The organism is Geopseudomonas sagittaria (assembly GCF_900115715.1).
Taxonomy (GTDB): Bacteria; Pseudomonadota; Gammaproteobacteria; order Pseudomonadales; family Pseudomonadaceae; genus Geopseudomonas; species Geopseudomonas sagittaria.
Genome location: NZ_FOXM01000001.1, coordinates 228,354 through 253,288 on the forward strand (window position 1 = coordinate 228,354; position 24,935 = coordinate 253,288).

Sequence of the window (24,935 nt, forward strand, 5' to 3'; positions counted from 1 at the left end):
CCTTAACTGCGGACGATCAGGCTGGCGTCGGCGGCGAGCTTCTCGGCCGCCTTGCGGCGGATCAGCTTCTCCAGCTCGTCCACCAGGTTGGCGTTGTCCAGCTTGTGCACCGGCTTGCCGTCGATGTAGACCAGGTTCGGCGTGCCGCCGGTGAGGCCGACGTGGGCCTCCTTGGCTTCGCCCGGACCATTGACCACGCAGCCGATCACCGCCACGTCGAGCGGCACCAGCAGGTCCTCGACGCGCTGCTCCAGCTCGTTCATGGTCTTGACCACGTCGAAGTTCTGCCGCGAGCAGCTCGGGCAGGCGATGAAGTTGATGCCGCGCGAACGCAGGCGCAGCGACTTGAGGATGTCGAAGCCGACCTTGATCTCCTCGACCGGGTCGGCGGCCAGCGACACGCGGATGGTGTCGCCGATGCCCTCGGCGAGCAGCATGCCCAGGCCCACCGCCGACTTCACGGTGCCGGAACGCAGGCCACCGGCTTCGGTGATGCCCAGGTGCAGCGGCTGGTCGATCTGTGCCGAGAGCAGGCGGTAGGCGCCGACCGCCATGAACACGTCGCTGGCCTTGACACTGACCTTGAAGTTCTGGAAGTCCAGGCGGTCGAGATGCTCGACGTGGCGCAGGGCGGATTCGACCAGCGCCTCGGGGGTCGGTTCGCCGTACTTCTTCTGCAGGTCCTTCTCCAGGGAGCCGGCGTTGACGCCGATGCGGATCGGGATGCCCTTGTCGCGGGCGGCGTCGACCACCGCGCGCACGCGGTCTTCGCGGCCGATGTTACCCGGATTGATGCGCAGGCAGTCGACGCCCAGCTCGGCGACGCGCAGGGCGATCCGGTAGTCGAAGTGGATGTCGGCGACCAGCGGCACCTGCACCTGCTGCTTGATGCGGCCGAAGGCCTCGGCGGCGTCCATGTCCGGCACCGAGACGCGCACGATGTCGGCGCCGGCGCCTTCCAGGCGGCGGATCTGCGCCACGGTGGCGTCAACGTCGCAGGTGTCGGTGTTGGTCATGCTCTGCACCGAAATCGGCGCGTCGCCACCCACCGCCACCTTGCCGACGAAGATCTGCCGCGTCTTGCGGCGTTTGATCGGGGATTCGCAATGCATCTTACTGTCCCAGGGTGACGCGGGCGGTACCGCCCGAGTTGACACGCAGGTTGACCGGCGCGCCGTTGTAGCTCAGCTGCGCGCCGCGGGCAAAGCCCAGGCGCACTTCCAGCGGCGCCTTGCCGGCCACCTGCAGGGTTTCGCCCTTGCGCTTGACCGTGCTGACCAGCACGCGACCGTTGGCGTCGGTGACCTGGGTCCAGCAGTCGTCGCTGAAGCTGACCTGCACCAGGCCCTCGCCCGTGGCGACGCTCACCGGCTCGGCAGCCGGCGCCGGCGTGGCCGGGGCTGCCTCGGCGACGGGAGCGGCGGACTCTGCGGCCGCAGCCTGGGGCGCAACCACGCTCGGGACTACGGGTACTACGGGGGCGGATGCCGCGGGCGCGCTGGCCAGCGGGTTCGGCGCCACGGTGGCGGGCGGCAGTGCCGGGGCTACGGCTGCGGCTGCCGCTGCGGGCGGCTCCGCCGCGAGCTGCGGGGCAGGCACAGGCGCAGATACCGCAGCGGGGTCGGCCACGGCGCTGCTGGTGGTGTCTTGCGGCTGGCCGGTCACGTTCGGCGCTATTTCCAGCGGAGTCTGCTCGTCAGGTTGCAGCGCCTCGGCCACCGCCTGGTCTTCCGGCTCCTCCAGCGGATGGATCTCGGTGGTGCCGTCGGCGCTCTCCACCTCGATGTGCTTGAGGCCGAAGGCGCCCAGATCGGCCAGGCGCTCGGGACGCTCCTGCCACCAGAACCAGGCCAGCGCGAGCAGCAGGATCAGCAGCACGGCACTGGCCAGACGCAGCACGGTACGCGACAGACGCAGCGGCTCCGGCACATGGCCGAGGCTGTGCACGGTGCTGCCGCTGGCATCGGTGCCGGTATAGTGATCGAACTGCGCAACCAGCGCGGCCTGATCGAGGCCCAGCAGCTTGGCGTAGGCGCGCACATAGCCGCGGGCGAAGGTATGTCCGGGCAGACGCTCGAACTGTCCGGCCTCCAGCTGGACCAGGGCGTGGGGAGCCAGGTTGAGCTGGCTGGCCACCTCGGCCACCTGCCAGCCCCTCTCCTCGCGAGCCAGCCGCAGGGTTTCGCCGGGGTTGCTCCGTGGCTGCGCGGCGACGGCTTCGGTGTGCGACATGGTCATTTCTGCTCCGCGAGGTATTGCTGATATTCAGGCGTGCCCGGGTACAGACGCCGCAACTGCATGGCGTAGTTGGAGGTCCGGTCGCGATCCTCGAAGACCTTGGCCAGACGGATGCCGAGCAGCAGGCTGCGGGCGCTCTGCGCGCCCCTGCCGACGGTCAGGAAGCGCTCGTAGTAGCCACGCGCCGGCACATACTGACGATCTTCCCAGGACAGCTGGGCCATCTCCAGCAGCACCCGCGGCTGGTTGCGATTCAGGCGCAACGACTTGTCGAAATGCTCCAGCGCCTGCGGGCGCTGCTGCAGCTTGAGGGCGGTCAGGCCGAGGTTCTCGTAGACCCGCGAGCGCTCCGGATACAGGTTGTCCTCGGCGGCCTGCTGGAAGCGCGCGTAGGCTTCCGGGTAACGCTGCTCCTCGAACAGGAAGCCGCCGTAGTTGTTGAGGATGCGCGCGTCGCTGCGCGCCGACAGCGCCTTGCGGTAGTGCTCGTCGGCCAGCTGGGGCTCCTTCTCGGTCTGGAACACCAGCGCCAGCGCGGCGTGGGCGTCGGCATTCGAGCCGTCCAGCTCGAGGGCCTTCTTCAGCGGCACCTTGGCCTGCTCGGTACTGCCCTTCTGCAGGTAGCCGATGCCCAGCTGGATGTAGGCGTCGCGGGCGCCCTCGCGGCCCTCCGCACTCTTCATCGGATCCTGATGGCCCGTCGATACACAGGCGCTCAGCAGGCCGCCCAGCAGCAGGAACATCGTGGTTCGCAACAACATGTACACACTCCGTCGTCAGGTTCTAGGTCCGGCAGAACGGGGCTGCTCGCCTTCGTTGTCCAGCTGGCGCACGGCAATGTAGCGCTCGCTGCGACGCGTGCGGTCCATCACCTGGCCGACCAGCTGGCCGCAGGCGGCATCGATGTCCTCGCCACGCGTGGTGCGCGTGGTGACATTGTGCCCGGCCTGGTGCAGCAGGTCCTGGAAGCGGCGAATGGCGTTGTTGCTCGGCCGTTCGTAACCGGAGTGGGGGAACGGATTAAACGGAATCAGGTTGATCTTGCAAGGAAAATCCTTGAGCAATGCGATCATCTGCGCAGCGTGCTCGGGCTGATCGTTGACATCCTTGAGCAGGGTGTACTCGACGGTCAGCACGCGCTTCTCGCCCAGCCCGGAGACGTAGCGCCGGCAGGCGTCCAGCACCACGGCCAGCGGATACTTCTTGTTGATCGGCACCAGCTGGTTGCGCAGCTCGTCGTTGGGCGCGTGCAGCGACAGCGCCAGGGACACGTCGATGACCTTGGCCAGCTCGTCGATCATCGGCGCCACGCCGGAGGTGGACAGGGTCACCTTGCGCTTGGAGATGCCGTAGCCGAGGTCGTCCATCATGAGGTGCATGGCGGCGACCACGTTGTCGAAATTCAGCAGCGGCTCGCCCATGCCCATCATCACCACGTTGGTGATGGCGCGGTCGATCTTGGCCGGGACGGTGCCGAAGGATTTGTTGGCGATCCACACCTGGCCGATGATCTCGGCGGCGGTCAGGTCGCTGTTGAAGCCCTGCTTGCCGGTGGAGCAGAAGCTGCAGTCCAGCGCACAGCCGGCCTGCGAGGATACGCACAGGGTGCCGCGGCTGCCCTGCGGGATGTACACGGTCTCGACGCAGCTGCCGGAATTCACGCGCACCACCCACTTGCGAGTGCCGTCGCTGGAAATGTCCTCGCTGACGATCTCGGGGCCGCGAATTTCGGCGCAGGCCTTGAGCTTTTCGCGCAAGGCCTTGCCGATATTGCTCATGGCGTCGAAGTCATCCACGCCAAAGTGGTGAATCCATTTCATCACCTGGCCGGCACGGAAGCGCTTCTCGCCGATCGACTCGAAGAACTGTTCCAGTTGCAGCTGGGTCAGCCCCAGCAGGTTCACCTTGCCGGTGTTTGCAGTCATGGATTCACCCTCGCTCATCCGTTAATCAGCGGATGCGCGCGCACACTTCGGTGGCGGCAAAGAAGTAGGCGATTTCGCGGGCAGCGGAAGCCTCGGAGTCGGAACCGTGCACGGCGTTCTCGTCGATGGAAACGGCGAAATCGGCGCGGATGGTGCCGGCAGCAGCTTCCTTCGGGTTGGTGGCGCCCATCAGCTCGCGGTTCTTCAGAACGGCGTCTTCACCTTCCAGCACCTGGACGATGACCGGACCGGAGGTCATGAAGGCAACCAGGTCCTTGAAGAAGCCGCGCTCGCTGTGCTCGGCGTAGAAGCCGGCCGCTTCGCGCTCGGACAGCTGGAGCATCTTGGAAGCGACGACGCGCAGGCCGGCCTTCTCGAAACGGGTGGTGATTTCGCCGATCACGTTCTTGGCAACGGCGTCGGGCTTGATGATGGAGAAGGTGCGTTGCAGGGCCATGGAATAACTCCGAAAAGGCAGGGTTGACGGTTAAACCGGAGCGCGCCGCCATCGGCAGGCGAGGCAGCGCGCAGAAAGTCCGCTAGATAAAACCCGCGGATTATACGCGGGTTCGGGTGAAATGCGTACCGGCGCGCCGGGCGGTGCAGCGCCGGCAGGCCACTCCTCACCCCTTCACGGGCAAGGCGCGACCGGGGCTCAGTCGGCCTCTTCCATCCACGCCAGTTGGATGGCTTCGAGCACCTTCTCGCCGCCGCGCTGCGGATCGTCGGCAAACCCCGGCAGGCTGACCACCCAGTTGTGCAGGTCGACGAAGTTGACGTAGCGCGGATCGACGTCCGGCTTGCTCTCGGCGAGCTGGATGGCGATCTCCAGCACATCGGTCCATTGCAGGCTCATGTTCGCTCTCCCGGCGGCAGGTCAGTGACGTTCCGACACCTGGTTGATGGTGTACTTGGGAATCTCCACCACCAGATCCTTGTCGGCCACCTTGGCCTGGCAGGACAGGCGCGACTCTGGCTCCAGACCCCAGGCCTTGTCGAGCATGTCGTCCTCCAGCTCGTCGGACGGCTCGAGGCTGCTGAAGCCCTCGCGCACGATCACGTGACAGGTGGTGCAGGCGCAGGACATCTCGCAGGCATGTTCGATCTCGATGCCGTTGCGCAGCGCGGCCTCGATGATGGTTTCGCCGGCCTGGGCCTCGACCACCGCGCCTTCCGGGCAATGGTCGGCGTTGGGCAGAAAGACGATCTGCGGCATGACTTATTCCTCGATTTCGTTGAGCCGGCGCCCGGACAGGGCAGCCTTGACGCTGTCGTTCATGCGCCGCGCGGCGAAGGCGTCGGTGACCTGGCTGAGGCGCCGGACCTGCTGCTCGATGGCCGCGGTGTCGCTGCCGGCCGCGCGCTCGCGCAGTTCCTGCATCTCGTGGTCGATGGCGAGGCGCTCGTCGGCGTCGAGCAGACGCTCGCCGTCGACGGCCAGCGCCGCCTGCACGGCCTCGAGCAAACGCTCGGCCTCGACCTGCTGTTCGCGCAGGGCGCGGGCGTACTTGTCGTCGCCGGCATGGGCGAAGGAGTCCTGCAGCATGCGCGCGATCTCCTCGTCGCTCAGGCCGTAGGACGGCTTGACCTGGATGCTCGCCTCGACGCCGGAACCCAGCTCGCGGGCGGCGACGTTGAGCAGGCCGTCGGCGTCGACCTGGAAGGTCACGCGGATCTTCGCCGCGCCGGCGACCATCGGCGGAATGCCGCGCAGCTCGAAGCGCGCCAGCGAACGGCAGTCGCTGACCAGCTCGCGCTCGCCCTGCAGCACGTGGATCATCATGGCCGTCTGGCCATCCTTGTAGGTGGTGAAGTCCTGGCCGCGCGCCACCGGGATGGTGGTGTTGCGGGCGATGACCTTCTCCATCAGGCCGCCCATGGTCTCCAGCCCCAGGGAAAGCGGAATCACGTCGAGCAGCAGCAGCTCCTCGCCCTGCTTGTTGCCGGCCAGGGTATCGGCCTGGATGGCGGCGCCGATGGCCACCACCTCGTCGGGATCGATATCGGTCAGCGGGGTGCGCCCGAACAGCTCGCCGACCGCCGCGCGCACGCGCGGCACGCGGGTCGAGCCGCCGACCATGACCACCGCCTCGACCTCGTCCAGCTCGATGCCGGCGTCGCGTACGGCGCGGCGGCAGGACTTCAGGCTGCGGGCGATCATCGGCTCGATCAGCGCGTCGAACTCGCCGCGGCTCAGCGCGCCGGACCAGCCACCGTGAGTGACGCTCACGCTCTCGGCAGCGCTCAGCGCTTCCTTGGCGGCGCAGGCGGTCTGCAGCAGCTGGCGCTGGATGCCGGGATCGAGGTCGGCGGACAGACCGGCCTGGGCGATGATCCAGCCGGCGATGGCATGGTCGAAGTCGTCGCCGCCCAGCGCGCTGTCGCCGCCGGTGGCCATCACCTCGAACACCCCGCGCGACAGGCGCAGGATGGAAATGTCGAAGGTCCCGCCGCCCAGGTCGTAGACCGCGATGACGCCCTCGGCGCCCTTGTCCAGGCCGTAGGCCACCGCCGCGGCGGTCGGCTCGTTGAGTAGGCGCAGCACGTTGAGGCCGGCCAGACGCGCGGCGTCCTTGGTGGCCTGGCGCTGGGCATCGTCGAAGTAGGCCGGCACGGTGATCACCGCGCCGACCAGCTCGCCACCCAGGGTGGCCTCGGCCCGCTGGCGCAGCACACGCAGGATGTCGGCGGAGACTTCCACCGGGCTCTTCGGCCCCTGCACGGTGTCGATGAACGGCATCTGCGAGTCGCCGCCGACGAAGCGGTACGGCAGCTGCTGGCCGAGCTGCTTGACGTCGGCCAGGCCGCGGCCCATCAGGCGCTTGACCGAGATGATGCTGTTGAACGGGTCGCTGGCGGCGGCGGCGACGGCAGCATGTCCCACCTCTATGCCATCGGCCAGGTAGCGGACCGCCGAAGGCAGGATGACCCGCCCCGACGCGTCGGGCAGCGGCGCGGTGCGGCCGCTGCGCACGGCAGCGACCAGGGAATTGGTGGTGCCGAGGTCGATTCCCACCGCCAGGCGGCGCTGGTGCGGCTGGGGACTGAGCCCCGGTTCGGCAATCTGCAGTAGGGCCATGATCTTCGCGTTATCAGGCGCCGCCTTCGCAGGAGACGCGGGTTAATCGTCGAGGCGCTCTTCCAGCTCGCGCACCTCAAAGGCCAGCTTGTCGAGGAACTGCATGCGGCGCATCAGGCGCTCGGCCCTCTCGCGCTCGCCAGGCTGATCCCAGCAGGCGGCAAAATCGCCTTCCAGCTCGGTCTGGGCCGCCTTGAGGCGCCGCTTGAAGGCGGCGACGCCGGCCAGATCGGCACTGTCCTGCAGCTCTTCGAGCTCCTCGCGCAGCATCATCTGGCGCAGCAGGAACTCGGGATCCTGCACCGTGGCTTCCAGCGGCAGCGTGTCGCCGCGCAGGCTGAGCAGGTACAGGGCGCGCCGGCTCGGACTCTTCAGGGTCTGGTAGGCGTCGTTGAGCTGCGCGGCACGCTCCAGCGCCTGGCGCTGTTCGCGCGCAGGGGCATCGGCGAAGCGGTCCGGATGGGTCTCGCGGGCCAGCTCGCGGTAGCGCACCGCGAGCTGCTCGAGGTCGAGGGCGAAGGCCGGCTGCAGGTCGAACAGGGCGAAATGACAGGTGCTCACGGCAGCCCTCAGACGTTGAAGCTTTCGCCGCAGCCGCACTCGCCACGCACGTTGGGGTTGTTGAACTTGAAGCCTTCGTTCAACCCCTCGCGGGTGAAGTCCAGCTCGGTGCCGTCCAGATAGGTCAGGCTCTTCGGGTCGATGATCACCTTGACCCCGAAGCTCTCGAACACCAGATCCTCGGGCGCCAGCTCGTCGACGAACTCCAGCACGTAGGCCAGACCGGAGCAGCCGGTGGTGCGTACGCCCAGCCGGATGCCCTCACCCTTGCCACGCCCTTCCAGCGAGCGCCGCACATGCTGTGCAGCGGCTTCGGTCATGCTGATGGCCATTGCGCCTCCCGGATTCTCAGAGCAAGCCTTTCTTCTGCTTGTAGTCGCGCACGGCCGCCTTGATGGCGTCCTCGGCGAGCACCGAGCAGTGGATCTTCACCGGCGGCAGCGCCAGTTCCTCGGCCAGCTGGGTGTTCTTGATGGTCTCGGCCTCGTCGAGGGTCTTGCCCTTCATCCACTCGGTGGCGAGGGAACTGGAGGCGATCGCCGAACCGCAGCCGTAGGTCTTGAACTTGGCGTCTTCGATGACGCCGGCGTCGTTGACCTTGATCTGCAGGCGCATCACGTCGCCGCAGGCCGGCGCGCCGACCATGCCGGTGCCGACATCGGGATCTTCGGCGTCGAGCTTGCCGACGTTGCGCGGGTTTTCGTAGTGGTCGATGACCTTGTCACTGTATGCCATGACGGTATTCCTCGCTGAATCGATAGGGCGTCAGTGCGCCTGCCACTCGACCTTGGACAGGTCGACGCCTTCTTTGAACATGTCCCACAGCGGCGACAGTTCGCGCAGTTTGGTCACCGCCTCGCGCACCTTGGCGGCGGCGTAGTCGACCTCTTCCTCGGTGCTGAAGCGGCCGAAGGTGAAGCGGATCGAGCTGTGCGCCAGTTCGTCGTTGCGGCCCAGGGCGCGCAGCACGTAGGACGGCTCCAGGGAGGCCGAGGTGCAGGCCGAACCGGAGGATACGGCGAGGTCCTTGAGCGCCATGATCAGCGACTCGCCCTCGACGTAGTTGAAACTGAGGTTGAGGTTGTGCGGCACGCGCGCGGTGGCGCTGCCGTTCAGGTACACCTCTTCCATGCCTTCCAGGTGAGCCTGGAAGCGATCGGCCAGGGCCTTGATGCGCACGCTTTCGGCGGCCATCTCTTCCTTGGCGATGCGGAAGGCTTCGCCCATGCCGACGATCTGGTGGGTGGCCAGGGTGCCCGAGCGCATGCCGCGCTCGTGGCCGCCGCCGTGCATCTGCGCCTCGATGCGTACGCGCGGCTTGCGCTGCACGTAGAGGGCGCCGATGCCCTTGGGACCGTAGGTCTTGTGGGCGGAGAAGGACATCAGGTCGACCTTCAGCGCCTCCAGGTCGATTTCCACCTTGCCGGTGGACTGCGCGGCGTCGACGTGGAACAGGATGCCGCGGGCACGGGTCAGCTCGCCGATGGCGGCGATGTCGTTGATGGTGCCGATCTCGTTGTTCACGTGCATGATCGAGACCAGGATGGTGTCGTCACGCAGCGCCGCCTCGACCATCGCCGGGGTGATGATGCCGTCTTCGCCGGGCTCGAGGTAGGTGACCTCGAAGCCTTCGCGCTCGAGCTGCCGGGTGGTGTCCAGCACCGCCTTGTGCTCGATCTTCGAGGTGATCAGGTGCTTGCCCTTGCTGGCGTAGAAGTGCGCGGCACCCTTGATCGCCAGGTTGTTGGACTCGGTGGCGCCGGAGGTCCAGACGATCTCGCGCGGGTCGGCATTGACCAGTTCGGCCACCTGGCGGCGGGCATTCTCCACCGCCTCCTCGGCCTTCCAGCCGAACAGGTGCGAACGCGACGCCGGGTTGCCGAAGTTGCCGTCCATGGTCAGGCACTCGCACATCTTCTGTGCCGCACGCGGATCGACCGGTGTGGTCGCGGAATAATCGAGGTAGATCGGCAATTTCATCAAATCTCTCCTGTCAGGCTGGCTTCCGCGGCATCAGTCGATGGCGGACGCTTCGATCTTTTCAAGCGGACTGGGCAACAGCCCCTTGCCATGCTGCTGGCGGCGCTGATCCTGCCGCTGCGCCACGTCCTGCACATCCTGGCGCTGGACCAGGTCGGCCAGGCTGATGCCGCTGAGGAATTCGTGAATCCGGTCGCTGAGGCCGCACCACAGGTGGTGGGTCAGGCAGACGTCGCCTTCGTGGCAGCCACCCAGCCCCTGGCAACGGGTGGCGTCGACCGATTCGTTGACGGCGTCGATGACCTGGGCCACGTCGATGCTGGCCATCTCGCGCGACAGCTGATAGCCGCCACCGGGGCCGCGCACGCTGGTCACCAGACTGCGGCGACGGAGCTTGGCGAACAGCTGTTCGAGATAGGACAGGGAAATGCCCTGCCGCTCGGAAATGTCGGCGAGGGACACCGGCCCGTTCTGCGCATGCAGCGCAAGATCGAGCATGGCTGTCACGGCGTAACGGCCTTTGGTGGTCAGTCGCATGGGCTTGCACCACGATGATTCGGAAAGTGCCGGCAGTATGCTATTTCCGAGCAAAGCGGTCAACTATAAGTCCGACCATTTCACTCGGAATAAGGCCTGCCCGGCACAGGGCGGGGATCTTATAGCAGATCCCCCACCCACGCACCTCAATCGTTCGCGCGCGGCGCCGCGGGGGTGGCCTGGTCAACCGCCGCCACGGCGGACTCCGGCTTGACCCCGGCGAAGTCCTCGGCGCGCAGCACCGGCAGGTCCTTGGCGCAGTAGTCGCTGCCCAGCGCAGTGAGCGCCTTGCACATGCCTTCGAGGCGACCATCGACCGCCTGCAGGTGATCGAGCAGCTGGCCGATGGCGCGCGCCACCGGATCGGGCATGTCCTCGCTGACGCCGTAGGCGTCGAAGCCGATCTTCTCGGCCATCGCCTTGCGCCGCGCCTCCTGCTCGTCGTCGGGCTTGGCGATGATCCGCCCGGGGATGCCCACCGCGGTGGCGCCGGCCGGCACCGGACGGGTCACCACCGCGTTGGAGCCGACCTTGGCGCCGGCGCCGACGGTGAACGGACCGAGGATCTTCGCCCCGGCGCCGACGATCACGCCGTCCTCCAGGGTCGGGTGGCGCTTGCCCTTGTTCCAGCTGGTGCCGCCCAGGGTCACGCCATGGTAGAGGGTGACGTCGTTGCCGATCTTGGCGGTCTCGCCGATGACGATGCCCATGCCGTGATCGATGAAGAAGCGCCGACCGATCTTCGCCCCCGGATGGATCTCGATGCCGGTCAGCCAGCGGCTGATGTGCGACACCACGCGCGCCAGCAGCTTCCAGTCGGCGCTCCACAGCCAGTGGGCCACGCGATGCAGCCACACCGCGTGCAAGCCCGGATAGCAGATGAGCACTTCCAGAGTGTTGCGCGCCGCCGGATCGCGATGGAACACGCTCTGGATGTCTTCTCGCATGCGCTCGAACATCAATCGTCTCTCCGCTTGTGGGGCTCGCCACGGGCGGCCTTCTGGGTTTCAGTGAGGATACCGCGCAGGATGTTCATTTCCAGCTTGCTGATGCCGCTGCGCCCGTACAGGCGACGCAGACGCGACATCAGGTGGCGCGGCTTCTCCGGATCGAGGAAGCCGATCGCCACCAGGGTCTGCTCGAGATGCCCGTAGAACAGCTCCAGCTCCTCGGCGGTGACCGGCACCGTGTTGAGCATGGCGGTGGACTCCACCTTGGCCATCTTGGTCGGCTGGCCCTGCTGCGCCAGCCAGGCCATGCGCACCTCGTAGGTCAGCACCTGCACCGCGGTGGCCAGGTTGAGCGAGGAGAACTCCGGATCGGAGGGAATGTGCACGTGGAACTGGCAACGCTGCAGCTCCTCGTTGGTCAGCCCGGCGTACTCGCGGCCGAACACCAGCGCCACCTCGCCGCCCTGCTCCACCTGCGCCAGCGTGGTCTGCCCACACTCGCGCGGATCCAGCAACGGCCAGGGAATGCGCCGGTCGCGCGCGCTGGTGCCGAGCACCAGGCTGCAGCCGGCCAGCGCCTCCTCGAGGCTGTCGACCACCTGCGCGGCCTCGAGAATGTCGGTAGCCCCGGACGCCCGCGCATTGGCTTCGCCGCTGGGAAACTCCTCGGGCTGCACCAGCACCAGGCGCGACAGGCCCATGTTCTTCATGGCCCGCGCCGCACCGCCGATGTTGCCCGGATGACTGGTATTGACCAGCACCACGCGAATCCTGTCGAGCACGACTGCTCTCCCGCCAGTGAAAAAAGACTCGAATCTTACCCAAGCGTCGGCGCCGGCGCACGCACCCTTTATGGCCGAGGCTTTTCTGCTAGAATTGTCGGCTTTCTTTAACAACCCAGGTGACCCTTCCATGCAGCCCATGCTGAATATCGCGCTGCGCGCGGCCCGCAGTGCCGGCGAACTCATCTTCCGCTCGATCGAACGCCTGGATGCAATCTCGGTCAACGAGAAGGACGCCAAGGACTACGTGACCGAGGTTGACCGCGCCGCCGAGCAGACGATCATCAATGTGCTGCAAAAGGCCTACCCGAACCACGGCATCCTCGCCGAGGAAAGCGGCCTGATCGAGGGCACCGGCGACGGCGCCGACTACCTGTGGATCATCGACCCGCTGGACGGCACCACCAACTTCATCCACGGCCTGCCGCACTTCGCCGTCAGCATCGCCTGCAAGTACCGCGGCCGCATCGAGCACGCCGTAGTCCTCGATCCGGTACGCCAGGAAGAGTTCACCGCCAGCCGCGGCCGCGGCGCCGCCGTCAACGGCAAGCGCATCCGCGTCAGCAGCCGCAAGAGCCTGGAAGGTGCCCTGCTCGGCACCGGCTTCCCGTTCCGCGACAGCCAGCTCGACCACCTGGACAGCTACCTGGGCATGTTCCGCAGCCTGGTCGGCCAGACCGCCGGCATCCGCCGCGCCGGCGCCGCCAGCCTGGACCTGGCCTACGTCGCCGCCGGCCGCTTCGACGCCTTCTGGGAGTTCGGCCTGTCCGAATGGGACATGGCGGCCGGCGCCCTGCTGGTCCAGGAAGCCGGCGGCCTGGCCAGCGACTTCACCGGCGGCCACGACTTCCTCGACAAGGGCCACATCGTCGCCGGCAACACCAAGTGCTTCAAGGCCGTGCTCACCGCCATCCAGCCGCACCTGCCGCCGGCGCTCAAGCGCTGATCGACTGACTGCTGCACCAGAAACCCGGCCCTCGCGCCGGGTTTTTTATTGCCGCGACGAAAGCCGGGCATGAAAAAAGCGCCCGCAGGCGCTTTCTTCGTTGCGACCACGAACCTTACGGCAGCTCGTCGACCTCGTCCTCGACCACCGGCGGAATCAGGTCCTCGCGGGTCAGCTTCAGCCAGATCAGCAGGATCGCCGCGATGTACACCGACGAGTAGGTGCCCACACCGACGCCGATGAACAGCGCCAGGGCGAAGCCCCACAGGCTCTCGCCACCGAACAGCAGCAGCGCACCGACCGCCAGCAGGGTGGACACCGAGGTGGCCATGGTGCGCAGCAGGGTCTGGGTGGTGGAGATGTTGATGTTCTCGATCAGCTCGGTCTTGCGCAGCAGGCGGAAGTTCTCGCGGATGCGGTCGAACACCACGATGGTGTCGTTCAGCGAGTAGCCGATGATCGCCAGCACCGCCGCCAGCACGGTCAGATCGAAGGGGATCTGGAAGAAGCTGAACACGCCGAGGGTGACGATCACGTCGTGCACCAGCGAGACGATGGCGCCGAAGCCGAACTTCCACTGGAAGCGGAAGGCCACGTAGACCAGCACCCCGGCCAGCGCCAGCAGCATGCCCAGACCGCCCTGATCGCGCAGCTCCTCGCCCACCTGCGGGCCGACGAACTCGACGCGCTTGAGGGTGAAGGGCGTCTCGGCGCTGACCTGGCGCAGCGCCGCCGCCACCTGGTTGCCCAGCTCCGGATCGTCGCCCTGCAGGCGCAGCAGGACGTCGGTGCTGGCGCCGAAGCTCTGCACGATGGCGTCCGGATAGCCGGCCTGGGCCATCTGGCTGCGCACCTTGTCGAGCTGCGCCGGCTGTTCGTAGCCCAGTTCGATCAGCGTGCCGCCGGTAAAGTCGAGGCCGAAGTTCAGCCCCTTGACCGCCAGACTCGCGAGCGAGGCCAGGGTCAGCAACACGGTCAATGCGAAGGCCGCATGCCGGATGCCCATGAAATTGATCACGCGTTTCATCGTCGGCAGTCCTCAGATCGACAACTTCTTGATGTTGCGGCCACCGTAGATCAGGTTGACCATGGCGCGGGTGACGATGATCGCGGTGAACATCGAGGTAACGATGCCCAGCGACAGGGTCACGGCGAAGCCCTTGATCGGGCCGGTGCCCATGGCGAACAGGATGGCGCCGACCAGCAGGGTGGTCAGGTTGCCGTCGACAATCGCCGAGAAGGCGCGATCGAAGCCCTCGTGAATGGCGCGCTGGATGGCCATGCCGTTGGCGATCTCCTCGCGGATCCGCGAGAAGATCAGCACGTTGGCGTCCACCGCCATACCCATGGTCAGCACGATACCGGCGATACCCGGCAGGGTCAGGGTGGCGCCGAGCAGCGACATCAGCGCCAGCAGCACCACCATGTTGAAGCACAGGGCGACCGTCGCCAGCACGCCGCAGAACTTGTAGAGCGCGACGATGAACACGGCGACCAGCAGGAAGCCCCACAGCGCCGCCTGCACGCCGAGCTGGATGTTCTCCGCACCCAGGCTCGGACCGATGGTGCGCTCCTCGGCGAAGTACATCGGCGCCGCCAGACCACCGGCGCGCAGCAGCAGGGCCAGCTCGGAGGATTCGCCCGGACCGTCGAGACCGGTGATGCGGAAGCTGTTGCCCAGTGGCGACTGGATGGTCGCCAGGCTGATCACCTGCTTCTCTTCCTTGAAGGCGGAAACCGCAACTTCCTGCTCGACGCCATCGACCACCTGCCTGACGTAGCGGGTCACCGGCTTCTGCTCGATGAACACCACCGCCATGCTGCGGCCGACGTTGTTGCGGGTGGCGCGGCTCATCAGCTCGCCGCCGTGGCCGTCGAGGCGGATGTTGACCTGCGGCCGACCGTTCTCGTCGAAGCTGGCCTGGGCATCGGTGACCTGGTCGCCGGTGATGATCACCCCACGCTCCAGCGCCACCGGCGGACGACCCTCCTCACGGAAGTCGAAGGACTCGGTGCTGGCGCGCGGGGCATCCAGATCGGCGGCCAGGCGGAATTCGAGGTTGGCGGTCTTGCCGAGGATGCGCTTGGCTTCGGCGGTGTCCTGCACGCCCGGCAGCTCGACCACGATGCGGTTGGCGCCCTGGCGCTGCACCAGCGGCTCGGCGACGCCCAGCTCGTTGACCCGGTTGCGCACGGTGGTCAGGTTCTGCTTGATCGAGTATTCGCGGATTTCCGCCAGCTTGGCCTGGGTCAGCACCAGACGCAGGACCTGCAGGCCGTTGCGCTCGCTGACCTGCTGCTCGAAATCGGGGAAGTCCTTGCGGATCAGGCGGCCGGCCTGCTCCAGCGCCTCGACGTCGTTGAAGCCGAGCTGGATCGCCCCTTCCTGCGGCGGCAGCGAGCGGTAACGCGCGCGCTCCTTGCGCAGCAGGCTCTTCACTTCGCCTTCGTAGACCTTCAGCCGCGCACTGACGGCCTTGTCCATGTCCACTTCGAGCAGGAAGTGCACGCCACCGGACAGGTCCAGGCCCAGCTTCATCGGGCTGGCGCCCAGGCTGCGCAGCCAGTCGGGAGTGGTCTGCGCCAGGTTCAGCGCCACCACGTAGTCGTCGCCGAGGGCGCGGCGCACCACGTCCTTGGCCGGCAGCTGGTCTTCCTGGCGAGTCAGGCGCAGCAGTGCGCCCTTGTCACCCAGGCTGGCACCCTTGACCGCGATGCCGGCATCCTTGAGCGCCTGCTCGGCGCGCGCGATGTCGGCCTGCTCGACCTTCAGCGCGGTACTGGTGCCGGTGAGCTGGATGGCCGGATCGTCGGGATAGAGGTTGGGCGCGGAATAGATGAAGCCGATGCCGATCACCACGAGGATCAGCAGATATTTCCACAGGGGATACTTGTTGAGCATGACACAGCCCGTTTGCAACGCGGGGCGCATTGCGCGCCCCGTCGATATGGTGAGTCGGAAACTCAGATGGCCTTCAGAGTGCCCTTGGGCAGGGTGGCGGCGATGGCCATCTTCTGGATCTTCAGCTCGACGGTGTCGGAGACCTCGATCACCACGAAGTCGTCGGCCACCTTGACCACCTTGCCGGCGATGCCGCCGGAAGTCACCACCTCGTCACCCTTCTGCAGGCTGCCGAGCAGGTTCTTGTGCTCCTTGGCGCGCTTGGACTGGGGACGCCAGATCAGCAGATAGAAGATGACCACGAAACCGGCCAGCATCAGAAACTGCATGTACTCGCCTCCCGGTGCGGCGGCCGGGGCGGCATCGGCGGCATGGGCGGCAGAGATCAGAAAGCTCATGTACTACTCCTGTGGCAAAGTCTTGGAAACGCTCTGGATTCAGTTCAACGGCGGGACCGGCAGGCCACGCCGCGCATAGAAGTCGGCGACGAAGGCGGGCAATGTACCCTGCCCGATGGCATCGCGTAAACCGGCCATCAGGCGCTGATAATGTCGCAAGTTGTGAATGGTATTCAGCATGCTGCCCAGCATTTCCCCGCACTTGTCCAGATGGTGCAGGTAGGCGCGCGAGAAATTGCGACAGGTGTAGCAGTCGCAGGTCGGATCCAGCGACGAATCGTCGTGCTTGTGCACCGCATTGCGGATCTTGATCACCCCGCTGTCGGTGAACAGGTGGCCGTTGCGCGCGTTGCGGGTCGGCATCACGCAGTCGAACATGTCGATGCCGCGGCGCACGCCCTCAACCAGGTCCTCCGGCTTGCCGACGCCCATCAGGTAGCGCGGCTTGTCCGCCGGCAGGTGCGGCGGCAGGAAGTCGAGGATGCGGATCATGTCCTCCTTGGGCTCGCCGACCGACAGGCCGCCGATGGCCAGGCCGTCGAAGCCGATCTCCAGCAGGCCTTCCAGCGAGCGCAGGCGCAGCTCCTCGTGCATGCCGCCCTGGACGATGCCGAACAGTGCCGCCGGATTGCCCTCGTGGGCGACCTTGGAGCGCTTGGCCCAGCGCTGCGACAGCTCCATGGAGCGTTTGGCGGTGTCGAAGTCGGCCGGATACGGGGTGCACTCGTCGAAGATCATCACGATGTCCGAGCCGAGGTCGCGCTGCACCTGCATCGACTCCTCGGGGCCCATGAACACCTTGGCGCCGTCCACCGGCGAGGCGAAGTACACGCCCTCCTCCTTGATCTTGCGCATCGCGCCGAGGCTGAACACCTGGAAGCCACCGGAGTCGGTGAGGATCGGCCCCTGCCACTGCATGAAGTCGTGCAGGTCGCCGTGCCTCTTGATCACCTCGGTGCCCGGACGCAGCCACAGGTGGAAGGTGTTGCCGAGGATGATCTGCGCGCCGATGGCCTCGATGTCGCGCGGCAGCATGCCCTTGACCGTGCCGTAGGTGCCCACCGGCATGAACGCCGGGGTCTCGACCACCCCGCGCGGGAAGGTCAGACGGCCGCGACGGGCCTTGCCGTCGGTGGCCAGCAGCTCGAAGGACATATGGCTCATGGGGTTTCCTCGGGGCCGCGCGCGGCGGGATTGCGGGTGATGAACATGGCGTCGCCGTAGCTGAAGAAGCGATAGCCCGCGGCCACCGCCGCGCGGTAGGCGGCCATGGTCTCGGGGTAGCCGGCGAAGGCCGAGACCAGCATCAGCAGGGTGGACTCGGGCAGGTGGAAGTTGGTGACCAGGGCGTCGACCACATGGAACGGCCGCCCGGGGTAGATAAAGATGTCGGTGTCGCCGCTGAACGGCTTGAGCACGCCATCGCGGGCGGCGCTTTCCAGCGAGCGCACGCTGGTGGTGCCGACCGCGACCACCCGGCCGCCGCGCGCCTTGCAGGCAGCGACCGCGTCGACCACGTCCTGACCGACCTCCAGCCACTCGCTGTGCATGTGGTGGTCCTCGATGCGCTCGACGCGCACCGGCTGGAAGGTGCCGGCACCGACGTGCAGGGTGACGAAGGCGGTAGCCACGCCCTTGGCGCGGATCGCCGCGAGCAGCGCGTCGTCGAAATGCAGCCCGGCGGTGGGCGCGGCCACCGCGCCGGCCTTGCTCTGGTCGGAGTAGACGGTCTGGTAGCGCTCGCGGTCGGCGTCCTCGTCGGGACGATCGATGTACGGCGGCAGCGGCATGTGGCCGACGCGCTCGAGCAGCGGCAGCACCGGCTCGGCAAAGCGCAGCTCGAACAGCGCGTCGTGGCGCACCAGCATCTCGGCCTCGCCGCCGCCGTCGATGAGGATCCGCATGCCCGGCTTGGGCGCCTTGCTGGCGCGCACGTGGGCCAGCACGCGCTGGCTGTCGAGCACCCGCTCGACGAGGATCTCCAGCTTGCCGCCGGAGGCCTTGTGACCGAACAGGCGCGCCGGAATCACCCGGGTGTCGTTGAACACCATCAGGTCGCCGGGGCGCAGGTACTCCAGCAGATCGGGGAAATGACGATGGCTCAGCTGGCCGCTCGGACCGTCCAGCACCAGCAGGCGACTGGCGCGCCGCTCGGCCAGCGGATGACGGGCGATCAGCAGATCGGGAAGCTCGAAATGGAAGTCAGCAACACGCATGCGGGGGCTCTCGAAAGGCCGCACAGCTTACCGGAAATGCACTGCAGTCGCCACGCGAGCGGTCCGCTGCGCCGCCGTCAAATCCCCCTACTTGTCTACGGTTTTGATTCGACTAAAGAAGAACGGCGGGGGGCCAACCCAGCGTGTCAGGATAGCTACACCCTGATTAGTCCATGTTCCACAAGAACGCCGGGCACCCCAACCATAAAAAGTTAACTCGAGGTGGCCAGCGCGTGCTGCGCGGTCATTTCGCGACAAGTCTTTCAGGAGCCCCCATGTCCGCCCGCAACATTCTGGTCATCAACTGCGGCAGCTCGTCGCTGAAGTTCGCCCTGGTCAACGAAGCGCAAGCGACCTTCCCCCTGCAGGGCCTCGCCGAGCGTCTCGGCAGCCCGGAAGCCGTGGTTCACTGGCAGCTGGGTGACACCAAGGAAAGTCTGACCCTGCCGGGCGCCGACCATCGCGAGATCCTCAACCATGTGCTGCCCCTGGCCCAGGAAGCGGCCGGTGGCCAGCTCGACGGCATCGGCCATCGCGTGGTGCACGGCGGCGAGCACTTCACCGCCTCCAGCCTGATCGACGACGCCGTGCTCGAGGGCATCCGTGCCAACGCCCAACTGGCGCCGCTGCACAACCCGGCCAACCTGGTCGGCATCGAAGCCGCCGTGGCCCTGTTCCCCGGCCTGCCGCAGGTCAGCGTGTTCGACACCGCCTTCCACCAGAGCATGCCCGAGCACGCCTACCGCTACGCGGTGCCGGACTTCCTCTACAAGGAACACGGCGTGCGCCGCTACGGCTTCCACGGCACCAGCCACCGCTACGTCAGCAAGCGCGCCGCCGAGATGATGAACCTGCCGGTGGAAGACAGCAGCTGGCTGTCCGCCCACCTGGGCAACGGCTGCTCCACCTGCGCCATCGTCAACGGCGAAAGCCGCGACACCAGCATGGGCCTGACCCCGCTGGAAGGCCTGGTGATGGGCACCCGCAGCGGCGACGTCGACCCCAACCTGCACAGCCACCTGGCGCGCACCCTGGGCTGGAGCATCGAGCAGGTCGACCGCATGCTCAACCACGACAGCGGCCTGAAGGGCCTGTCCGGCCTGTCCAACGACATGCGCACCCTGTCCGAAGCCCGCCAGGCCGGCCACCCGGGCGCCACCCTGGCCTTCGAGGTGTTCTGCTACCGCCTGGCCAAGTCGCTGGCCGGCATGGCCTGCGGCCTGCAGAAGCTGGACGGTCTGATCTTCACCGGCGGCATCGGCGAGAACTCCGCCGCCGTGCGCGAGCGCACCCTGGAGCACCTCAAGCTGCTCGGCTTCCAGCTCGACGCCGAGGCCAACGCCCGCTGCACCCGTGGTGTGGCCGGCGAGATCCAGGCCGCCGGCAGCCCGCGCGTGCTGGTGGTGCCGACCAACGAGGAACGCCAGATCGCCCTGGACGTCCTCGCCCTGCTCGACGCCTGACCGAACCCGCGCCGGCGGGAGTGCCTGTGCCGCGAAACCCGACAGCCCCCTGGGCGTCGGGTTTCGCTCCGTCAGCCTCCGCCGGCCGCCCCGCTTCCTGCAGTCAGCTCCCCAAAGGAGAACCCATGCACGCTCTGTTCCTCGCTCCCACCGGCTTTGGCGGTGGACTCAACTCCGTCAGCCTCGGCCTGATCCGCGCCCTGCAGCAGGCCGGCCTCAAGGTCGGTTTCTTCAAGCCGATCGCCCAACCCTTCCCGGCCGACCTGGGCCGCGAGCGCTCCTGCCTGCTGGTCGAGCGCACCCTCGGCCTCGCCAGCCCCGAGCCGCTGCCGCTCGAGCAGGTCGAGCGCCAGCTGGCCGACGGCGAGCTGGATCTGCTCCTTGAAGAGGTGGTCAGCCGCTTCCAGCAGGCCGCGGCCGGCAAGGACGTGGTGATCGTCGAAGGCATGGTGCCGACCCGCGAGTCCGGCTACACCGCGCGCATCAATGCCCAGCTGGCCAAGAGCCTGGATGCGGAAGTGATCATGGTCGCCGCCCAGGGCAGCGACAGCCTCAAGCAGATGGCCGAGCGCCTCGAGATCCAGGCGCAGCTGTTCGGCGGCGCCAGGGACCCCAAGGTGCTCGGCACCATCCTCAACAAGGTCAACAGCGAGGACGGCGTGCCGGCCTTCGTCGAGCGCCTGCAGCAGCAGCTGCCGCTGCTCGGCAGCGAGACCTTCCAGCTGCTCGGCGCCGTGCCGTTCGCCGCCGAACTCAACGCCCTGCGCACCTCCGACATCGCCGCGGCCCTCGGCGCCAAGGTGCTGAATGCCGGCGAAGCCGAGCAGCGCCGGGTCGGCAAGATCATCCTCTGCGCGCGCACCGTGCCGAACATGGTGCAGCTGCTGCAGCCGGGCGTGCTGGTGGTGACTCCGGGCGACCGCGACGACATCATCCTCGCCGCCTGCCTGGCCTCGCTCAACGGCATCAAGCTGGCCGGCCTGCTGCTGACCGGCGACTTCGGCCCGGACCAGCGCATCCTCGAGCTGTGCAAGGCCGCGCTGGACGGCGGCCTGCCGGTACTCAGCGTGAGCAGCGGCTCCTACGAGACCGCCAGCAGCCTGTCCGGCCTGAACAAGGAAACCCCGGCCGACGACATCGAGCGCGCCGGCCACGTCACCGACTTCATCGCCCAGCACCTGCATCCCGAATACCTGCACACCCGCTGCAGCCTGCCGCGCGAGCTGCGCATGTCGCCGGCGGCGTTCCGCTACCAGCTGGTCAAGCGCGCCCAGGACGCCGACAAGCGCATCGTCCTGCCCGAAGGCAACGAGCCGCGCACCATCCGTGCCGCGGCCATCTGCCAGGAGCGCGGCATCGCCCGCTGCGTGCTGCTGGCCAAGCCGGAAGAAGTGCAGGCCGTGGCTGCCGAGCAGGGCATCGTCCTGCCGGCCGGCCTGGAGATCCTCGACCCGGCCAGCATCAGCGAGCGCTACGTCGCGCCGATGTGCGAGATGCGCAAGAGCAAGGGCCTGACGCCCGAGCAGGCCCGCCAGCAGCTCGAGGACACCGTGGTGCTCGGCACCATGATGCTGGCCCTCGACGAGGTCGACGGCCTGGTTTCCGGCGCCGTGCACACCACCGCCAACACCATCCGCCCGGCCCTGCAGCTGATCAAGACCGCACCGGGCTACAACCTGGTGTCCTCGGTGTTCTTCATGCTGCTGCCCGACCAGGTGCTGGTCTACGGCGACTGCGCGGTCAACCCCAACCCGAACGCCACCGAGCTGGCCGAGATCGCCCTGCAGAGCGCCGAGTCCGCCGTGGCCCTGGGCGTCAACCCGCGCGTGGCGATGATCAGCTACTCCACCGGCAGCTCCGGCAGCGGCGCCGAGGTGGAGAAGGTCGCCGAAGCCACCCGCATCGCCCAGGAGCGTCGTCCGGACCTGCCGATCGACGGCCCGCTGCAGTACGACGCCGCCTCCGTGCTCAGCGTCGGCAAGCAGAAGGCACCGAACAGCAAGGTCGCAGGGCAAGCCACCGTGTTCGTGTTCCCCGACCTCAACACCGGCAACACCACCTACAAGGCGGTGCAGCGCAACGCCAGCTGCCTCAGCGTCGGCCCGATGCTGCAGGGCCTGGCCAAGCCGGTGAACGACCTGTCGCGCGGCGCGCTGGTGGACGACATCGTCTTCACCATCGCCCTCACCGCCCTGCAGGCCGCCAGCATGGCCGAGCAGAAGCAGAAGGAGCAGGGTCTGCTGATCGAGGCCTGAGCCAGCCTTCGGCCGCCGTCGCCATAACGTGACGGCGACCGAAAGATGGCGCAACGGTCAATTGACCGCACACCGCGCCATCCCTATACTCCGCGACCATTGCCTCGATGGCGGAATCGGTAGACGCAGCGGATTCAAAATCCGCCGCTGGTAACAGCGTAAGAGTTCGAGTCTCTTTCGAGGCACCATTTTAAGTTCCCAAGCACTACCGAAACCGCTTGGAACCCACAGAAACCGGCCCTGCGCCGGTTTTTTGTTGCCTGTGATTCCCTACCCAACCCTTGCAAGCCAAAAGTTTTGGGGGCATTTTTGGGGGCATCCGTTTTGCGATGCCCCCAAAAGGACTTCCAACCATGCCCCGCAAGGCTGCGCCGCTGACTGACAGCGCCATCAAGACCGCCAAGCCCAAGGCCGCCCCGTACAAGCTGAGCGACGGCGAGGGCATGTACCTGGAGATCACCCCCACCGGCTCCAAGCTGTGGCGGATGAAGTACCGCTTCGACGGCAAGGAAAAGCGCCTGGCCTTCGGCGCCTACCCGGCCGTATCGCTGGCACAGGCCCGCGAGCAGCGCAAGGAGGCTCGCCAGCTGCTGGCCGATGGCCAAGACCCCGGCGAACACAAGAAAGCCGCCAAGCGGGAGACGAGGCACACCTTCGAGGAGCTGGCCAGGGAGTGGCACAGGTACAACGCCAAGCGCTGGGCGCCAGCCACCGCCGACAAGGCCATGCTGTACCTGGACAAAGACCTTTTTCCCATCATCGGCCGCAAGCCTGTGGCGACGATCACCCGCCCCGAGCTGGTGGAGCTGGTGCGCCGTATCGAGAGCCGAGGTGCCTTGAACGTGGCGAAGAAGGTTCGCCAGTGGTTGAGCCAGGTATTCCGCTACGCGCTGGCCAAGGGCGCCGTAGAGGCCAACCCGGCCACCGACCTGAACGTGCTGGCCGAGCATGCGCCTCGCGTGGAACACCACCCACACATCCCCTTCGCCGAGTTGCCCGAGCTGCTGAAACGCATGGACGCCGGCCGCGCCAACGTCATGACCCGACATGCTGTGCGCCTGCTGCTGCTGACTGGTGTTCGCCCTGGTGAACTTCGCCAGGCACCGTGGGCAGAGTTCGACCTTGAATCCGCCGTGTGGACGATCCCAGCCGAGCGGATGAAGGCCCGCCGCCCGCACATCGTCCCCCTGCCCCGCCAGGCCGTGGCCATCCTGCGCCAGCTGCAAGAGATCACCGGCCGCCATGCCCTGGTGTTCGCCGGCCGCAACCCCAGTCGATCGATGAGCGAGAACACGGTAAACAAGGCGCTCGCCACTGCCGGCTACGAAGGCCGCCAGACCGGCCACGGCTTCCGCCACCTGCTGAGTACCGAGCTCAACGGGCGCGGCTTCAACCGAGATTGGATCGAGCGCCAGCTTGCCCACGGCGACAAGGACGAAATCCGCGACACCTACAACCACGCCACCTATCTAGAGCAGCGCCGGGGCATGATGCAAACGTGGGCCGATTCGCTCGACGCCCTGTGCGCTGGCGCCAACGTGGTGGCGATCAAGCGCAAGGCATAACGCCCAAGCCTTCCCGCCAGTTCCCAAGCAGGCGCGGGTATACTGCGCCATAGCTGTTGATCCATACAGGAAGCGAGTTACCGGCCAGCCTAGCCCGACGGGGCGAAAAGCGGACTTCCCACCCGCCCGGCTGGCCGATCTATTCAGGAAGTGGGAGCGCTTGGGAGTTCTATCGCGTGAGTGAGAAAAACGACGGGGTTTGCACATCGCATTCGGAAAAGCTGCGTATCGCAAAAAAGCGGCTCCCACCTGACATGTCTGAGATCGCCCTCAGAGGGGTATCTAGGAATGATCTGCTTCGCCTGGCAGCAGCCGCAGCAGCGCACGCCGCTGGAAAGGGAAGTGAGGATGCCGCCATCTCATTCATGCTGCGCGCCATTGGTGAAATCGACCAGCTCTCAAAGGAGTTCCCACAGTGCGCGTCTCGCATTCTTACCGCAGCCTTCGAGCTCCTAGCGGCAAGCAATGTTCTCTTGTCCTGGAACTCACTTGCTGAGCATGACCGGCAATCAGCCACCCTGCGCCCATTGGTGAAGCATAACGCCGCAAAGTCCGCCGCCATTGAGCGAGCCCGAGACATCGCCACCGAACTATGGGGAGCGGACAGCGCGCAGGAGTTCCACATCTCCTCGATGGCCGAACAGGTCGAAGACATTTTGAGGCGCGAAGGATTCGAGGAGTTACCAAAGAATGAGCGCATCAAGGAGTGGATCAAGCCCACCGCTCCAGACTATGCCCGCAAGCCTGGTCGCCGCCCGAAAACATCCTGAGCGCACGGATAACCCCTTTTCCGTACGGCCGGGGGAGTTTTTCTCACCACAACAGCCAACCACCATTACTGCCATCGTTCCCAACAACGCCCGAGGAGGCGCATACGATGGCACGCACAGCCCACCCCATCCGCAAGCAACCCGAGCCTGCCGCAGCACCAACCAGCGAGCAGCCGCGCCGCTTCATCAAGCTGGCCGAAGTCCGCAGCCTGACCACCCTGAGCACGTCGGAGATTTACCGTCGAATCGCTGCCGGCACCTTCCCCGTGCAGGTCATGCTTGGCCCGAAGTCCGCCGTATGGATTGAATCCGAGATCCTAGCCTGGTGTGAGGCGCGCATCGCCGAGAGTCGCGGGGAGGCCGCCTGA

At 66.8% G+C, this 24,935-nt stretch carries 26 protein-coding genes and 1 tRNA gene; 7 read left to right on the forward strand and 20 right to left on the reverse strand.

Annotated elements, in window-relative coordinates; translation table 11 throughout:
• Nucleotides 1-2: 2 nt before the first annotated feature.
• The 15 genes from ispG to trmJ all read right to left on the reverse strand — a co-directional run bounded on the left by ispG (nucleotide 3) and on the right by trmJ (nucleotide 12,052).
• Nucleotides 3-1,112: a flavodoxin-dependent (E)-4-hydroxy-3-methylbut-2-enyl-diphosphate synthase gene (gene ispG / locus BM297_RS01130; RefSeq protein WP_092427466.1), complete on the reverse strand. Its 1,110-nt coding sequence runs from the start codon at nucleotides 1,110-1,112 to the stop codon at nucleotides 3-5.
• Between the two features lies 1 nt (nucleotide 1,113).
• Entirely contained in the window at nucleotides 1,114-2,238 is a 1,125-nt protein-coding gene (locus BM297_RS01135) for a RodZ domain-containing protein (protein ID WP_092427468.1), read from the reverse strand.
• Nucleotides 2,235-2,999: a type IV pilus biogenesis/stability protein PilW gene (gene pilW / locus BM297_RS01140; RefSeq protein ID WP_092427470.1), complete on the reverse strand. Its 765-nt coding sequence runs from the start codon at nucleotides 2,997-2,999 to the stop codon at nucleotides 2,235-2,237. Before pilW ends, BM297_RS01135 begins: the two co-directional genes overlap by 4 nt.
• A gap of 15 nt (nucleotides 3,000-3,014) precedes the next feature.
• Nucleotides 3,015-4,163, reverse strand: a complete 1,149-nt coding sequence (rlmN, locus tag BM297_RS01145) for a dual-specificity RNA methyltransferase RlmN (RefSeq protein ID WP_092427899.1) — start codon at nucleotides 4,161-4,163, stop codon at nucleotides 3,015-3,017.
• Nucleotides 4,164-4,188: 25 nt separating this feature from the next.
• Nucleotides 4,189-4,620, reverse strand: a complete 432-nt coding sequence (ndk, locus tag BM297_RS01150; RefSeq protein ID WP_092427472.1) for a nucleoside-diphosphate kinase — start codon at nucleotides 4,618-4,620, stop codon at nucleotides 4,189-4,191.
• Between the two features lie 198 nt (nucleotides 4,621-4,818).
• Entirely contained in the window at nucleotides 4,819-5,019 is a 201-nt protein-coding gene (iscX, locus tag BM297_RS01155; RefSeq protein ID WP_092427474.1) for a Fe-S cluster assembly protein IscX, read from the reverse strand.
• A gap of 21 nt (nucleotides 5,020-5,040) precedes the next feature.
• The gene (gene fdx, locus BM297_RS01160; RefSeq protein ID WP_092427476.1) at nucleotides 5,041-5,379 is read right to left on the reverse strand and encodes an ISC system 2Fe-2S type ferredoxin; all 339 of its coding nucleotides are present in this window, start codon (nucleotides 5,377-5,379) and stop codon (nucleotides 5,041-5,043) included.
• Nucleotides 5,380-5,382: 3 nt separating this feature from the next.
• Complete coding sequence (gene hscA / locus BM297_RS01165; RefSeq protein WP_092427478.1) at nucleotides 5,383-7,242, reverse strand: Fe-S protein assembly chaperone HscA; 1,860 nt, start codon at nucleotides 7,240-7,242, stop codon at nucleotides 5,383-5,385.
• 42 nt (nucleotides 7,243-7,284) lie between these two features.
• Nucleotides 7,285-7,803 (reverse strand): co-chaperone HscB, encoded by a 519-nt coding sequence (gene hscB, locus BM297_RS01170; RefSeq protein WP_092427480.1) that lies wholly within the window; start codon nucleotides 7,801-7,803, stop codon nucleotides 7,285-7,287.
• A gap of 8 nt (nucleotides 7,804-7,811) precedes the next feature.
• Entirely contained in the window at nucleotides 7,812-8,135 is a 324-nt protein-coding gene (gene iscA, locus BM297_RS01175) for an iron-sulfur cluster assembly protein IscA (RefSeq protein ID WP_090305612.1), read from the reverse strand.
• A 16-nt stretch (nucleotides 8,136-8,151) separates the two neighbouring features.
• Entirely contained in the window at nucleotides 8,152-8,538 is a 387-nt protein-coding gene (iscU, locus tag BM297_RS01180; RefSeq protein WP_090305609.1) for a Fe-S cluster assembly scaffold IscU, read from the reverse strand.
• 30 nt (nucleotides 8,539-8,568) lie between these two features.
• Nucleotides 8,569-9,783, reverse strand: coding sequence for an IscS subfamily cysteine desulfurase (locus tag BM297_RS01185; protein ID WP_092427482.1), 1,215 nt, complete (start codon nucleotides 9,781-9,783; stop codon nucleotides 8,569-8,571).
• A 33-nt stretch (nucleotides 9,784-9,816) separates the two neighbouring features.
• Nucleotides 9,817-10,320: a Fe-S cluster assembly transcriptional regulator IscR gene (iscR, locus tag BM297_RS01190; RefSeq protein WP_092427484.1), complete on the reverse strand. Its 504-nt coding sequence runs from the start codon at nucleotides 10,318-10,320 to the stop codon at nucleotides 9,817-9,819.
• 146 nt (nucleotides 10,321-10,466) lie between these two features.
• Nucleotides 10,467-11,279: a serine O-acetyltransferase gene (gene cysE, locus BM297_RS01195; RefSeq protein ID WP_092427486.1), complete on the reverse strand. Its 813-nt coding sequence runs from the start codon at nucleotides 11,277-11,279 to the stop codon at nucleotides 10,467-10,469.
• On the reverse strand, nucleotides 11,279-12,052 hold the full coding sequence (gene trmJ / locus BM297_RS01200; protein ID WP_092427488.1) for a tRNA (cytosine(32)/uridine(32)-2'-O)-methyltransferase TrmJ: 774 nt from the start codon (nucleotides 12,050-12,052) through the stop codon (nucleotides 11,279-11,281). The genes cysE and trmJ overlap by 1 nt, the downstream gene beginning before the upstream one ends.
• Before the next feature lie 130 nt (nucleotides 12,053-12,182).
• Here trmJ and suhB point away from each other — a divergent pair, with 130 nt between their 5' ends.
• Complete coding sequence (suhB, locus tag BM297_RS01205) at nucleotides 12,183-12,998, forward strand: type III secretion system regulator SuhB (protein WP_092427490.1); 816 nt, start codon at nucleotides 12,183-12,185, stop codon at nucleotides 12,996-12,998.
• Between the two features lie 115 nt (nucleotides 12,999-13,113).
• On the opposite strand, the gene secF is transcribed toward suhB, so the two are convergent.
• The 5 genes from secF to queA all read right to left on the reverse strand — a co-directional run bounded on the left by secF (nucleotide 13,114) and on the right by queA (nucleotide 18,514).
• Complete coding sequence (secF, locus tag BM297_RS01210) at nucleotides 13,114-14,025, reverse strand: protein translocase subunit SecF (RefSeq protein WP_092427492.1); 912 nt, start codon at nucleotides 14,023-14,025, stop codon at nucleotides 13,114-13,116.
• 12 nt (nucleotides 14,026-14,037) lie between these two features.
• Complete coding sequence (gene secD / locus BM297_RS01215) at nucleotides 14,038-15,900, reverse strand: protein translocase subunit SecD (RefSeq protein WP_092427494.1); 1,863 nt, start codon at nucleotides 15,898-15,900, stop codon at nucleotides 14,038-14,040.
• Between the two features lie 62 nt (nucleotides 15,901-15,962).
• Nucleotides 15,963-16,298: a preprotein translocase subunit YajC gene (gene yajC / locus BM297_RS01220; protein ID WP_092427496.1), complete on the reverse strand. Its 336-nt coding sequence runs from the start codon at nucleotides 16,296-16,298 to the stop codon at nucleotides 15,963-15,965.
• A gap of 39 nt (nucleotides 16,299-16,337) precedes the next feature.
• Nucleotides 16,338-17,453, reverse strand: coding sequence for a tRNA guanosine(34) transglycosylase Tgt (gene tgt / locus BM297_RS01225; protein ID WP_092427901.1), 1,116 nt, complete (start codon nucleotides 17,451-17,453; stop codon nucleotides 16,338-16,340).
• 5 nt (nucleotides 17,454-17,458) lie between these two features.
• Entirely contained in the window at nucleotides 17,459-18,514 is a 1,056-nt protein-coding gene (queA, locus tag BM297_RS01230) for a tRNA preQ1(34) S-adenosylmethionine ribosyltransferase-isomerase QueA (RefSeq protein ID WP_092427498.1), read from the reverse strand.
• A gap of 275 nt (nucleotides 18,515-18,789) precedes the next feature.
• Here queA and BM297_RS01235 point away from each other — a divergent pair, with 275 nt between their 5' ends.
• The 6 genes from BM297_RS01235 to BM297_RS01260 all read left to right on the forward strand — a co-directional run bounded on the left by BM297_RS01235 (nucleotide 18,790) and on the right by BM297_RS01260 (nucleotide 24,935).
• Nucleotides 18,790-19,977, forward strand: a complete 1,188-nt coding sequence (locus BM297_RS01235; protein WP_092427500.1) for an acetate kinase — start codon at nucleotides 18,790-18,792, stop codon at nucleotides 19,975-19,977.
• Nucleotides 19,978-20,102: 125 nt separating this feature from the next.
• Complete coding sequence (gene pta / locus BM297_RS01240; protein ID WP_092427502.1) at nucleotides 20,103-22,232, forward strand: phosphate acetyltransferase; 2,130 nt, start codon at nucleotides 20,103-20,105, stop codon at nucleotides 22,230-22,232.
• A 101-nt stretch (nucleotides 22,233-22,333) separates the two neighbouring features.
• Nucleotides 22,334-22,420 (forward strand) — tRNA-Leu (locus BM297_RS01245).
• A 165-nt stretch (nucleotides 22,421-22,585) separates the two neighbouring features.
• Nucleotides 22,586-23,797, forward strand: coding sequence for a tyrosine-type recombinase/integrase (locus tag BM297_RS01250; protein ID WP_092427504.1), 1,212 nt, complete (start codon nucleotides 22,586-22,588; stop codon nucleotides 23,795-23,797).
• Between the two features lie 176 nt (nucleotides 23,798-23,973).
• Complete coding sequence (locus tag BM297_RS01255) at nucleotides 23,974-24,567, forward strand: hypothetical protein (RefSeq protein WP_139230997.1); 594 nt, start codon at nucleotides 23,974-23,976, stop codon at nucleotides 24,565-24,567.
• 107 nt (nucleotides 24,568-24,674) lie between these two features.
• Nucleotides 24,675-24,935: a helix-turn-helix transcriptional regulator gene (locus BM297_RS01260; RefSeq protein ID WP_092427508.1), complete on the forward strand. Its 261-nt coding sequence runs from the start codon at nucleotides 24,675-24,677 to the stop codon at nucleotides 24,933-24,935.

What these genes read in the sequence shown, in the direction of transcription:
- ispG (WP_092427466.1), bottom strand. Translation starts at nt 1,112, where the DNA reads ATGCATTGCGAATCCCCGATCAAACGCCGCAAGACGCGGCAGATCTTC.
- BM297_RS01135 (WP_092427468.1), bottom strand. Translation starts at nt 2,238, where the DNA reads ATGACCATGTCGCACACCGAAGCCGTCGCCGCGCAGCCACGGAGCAAC.
- pilW (WP_092427470.1), bottom strand. Translation starts at nt 2,999, where the DNA reads ATGTTGTTGCGAACCACGATGTTCCTGCTGCTGGGCGGCCTGCTGAGC.
- rlmN (WP_092427899.1), bottom strand. Translation starts at nt 4,163, where the DNA reads ATGACTGCAAACACCGGCAAGGTGAACCTGCTGGGGCTGACCCAGCTG.
- ndk (WP_092427472.1), bottom strand. Translation starts at nt 4,620, where the DNA reads ATGGCCCTGCAACGCACCTTCTCCATCATCAAGCCCGACGCCGTTGCC.
- iscX (WP_092427474.1), bottom strand. Translation starts at nt 5,019, where the DNA reads ATGAGCCTGCAATGGACCGATGTGCTGGAGATCGCCATCCAGCTCGCC.
- fdx (WP_092427476.1), bottom strand. Translation starts at nt 5,379, where the DNA reads ATGCCGCAGATCGTCTTTCTGCCCAACGCCGACCATTGCCCGGAAGGC.
- hscA (WP_092427478.1), bottom strand. Translation starts at nt 7,242, where the DNA reads ATGGCCCTACTGCAGATTGCCGAACCGGGGCTCAGTCCCCAGCCGCAC.
- iscA (WP_090305612.1), bottom strand. Translation starts at nt 8,135, where the DNA reads ATGGCCATCAGCATGACCGAAGCCGCTGCACAGCATGTGCGGCGCTCG.
- iscU (WP_090305609.1), bottom strand. Translation starts at nt 8,538, where the DNA reads ATGGCATACAGTGACAAGGTCATCGACCACTACGAAAACCCGCGCAAC.
- BM297_RS01185 (WP_092427482.1), bottom strand. Translation starts at nt 9,783, where the DNA reads ATGAAATTGCCGATCTACCTCGATTATTCCGCGACCACACCGGTCGAT.
- iscR (WP_092427484.1), bottom strand. Translation starts at nt 10,320, where the DNA reads ATGCGACTGACCACCAAAGGCCGTTACGCCGTGACAGCCATGCTCGAT.
- cysE (WP_092427486.1), bottom strand. Translation starts at nt 11,279, where the DNA reads ATGTTCGAGCGCATGCGAGAAGACATCCAGAGCGTGTTCCATCGCGAT.
- suhB (WP_092427490.1), top strand. Translation starts at nt 12,183, where the DNA reads ATGCAGCCCATGCTGAATATCGCGCTGCGCGCGGCCCGCAGTGCCGGC.
- secF (WP_092427492.1), bottom strand. Translation starts at nt 14,025, where the DNA reads ATGAAACGCGTGATCAATTTCATGGGCATCCGGCATGCGGCCTTCGCA.
- secD (WP_092427494.1), bottom strand. Translation starts at nt 15,900, where the DNA reads ATGCTCAACAAGTATCCCCTGTGGAAATATCTGCTGATCCTCGTGGTG.
- yajC (WP_092427496.1), bottom strand. Translation starts at nt 16,298, where the DNA reads ATGAGCTTTCTGATCTCTGCCGCCCATGCCGCCGATGCCGCCCCGGCC.
- tgt (WP_092427901.1), bottom strand. Translation starts at nt 17,453, where the DNA reads ATGTCCTTCGAGCTGCTGGCCACCGACGGCAAGGCCCGTCGCGGCCGT.
- queA (WP_092427498.1), bottom strand. Translation starts at nt 18,514, where the DNA reads ATGCGTGTTGCTGACTTCCATTTCGAGCTTCCCGATCTGCTGATCGCC.
- BM297_RS01235 (WP_092427500.1), top strand. Translation starts at nt 18,790, where the DNA reads ATGTCCGCCCGCAACATTCTGGTCATCAACTGCGGCAGCTCGTCGCTG.
- pta (WP_092427502.1), top strand. Translation starts at nt 20,103, where the DNA reads ATGCACGCTCTGTTCCTCGCTCCCACCGGCTTTGGCGGTGGACTCAAC.
- BM297_RS01250 (WP_092427504.1), top strand. Translation starts at nt 22,586, where the DNA reads ATGCCCCGCAAGGCTGCGCCGCTGACTGACAGCGCCATCAAGACCGCC.
- BM297_RS01260 (WP_092427508.1), top strand. Translation starts at nt 24,675, where the DNA reads ATGGCACGCACAGCCCACCCCATCCGCAAGCAACCCGAGCCTGCCGCA.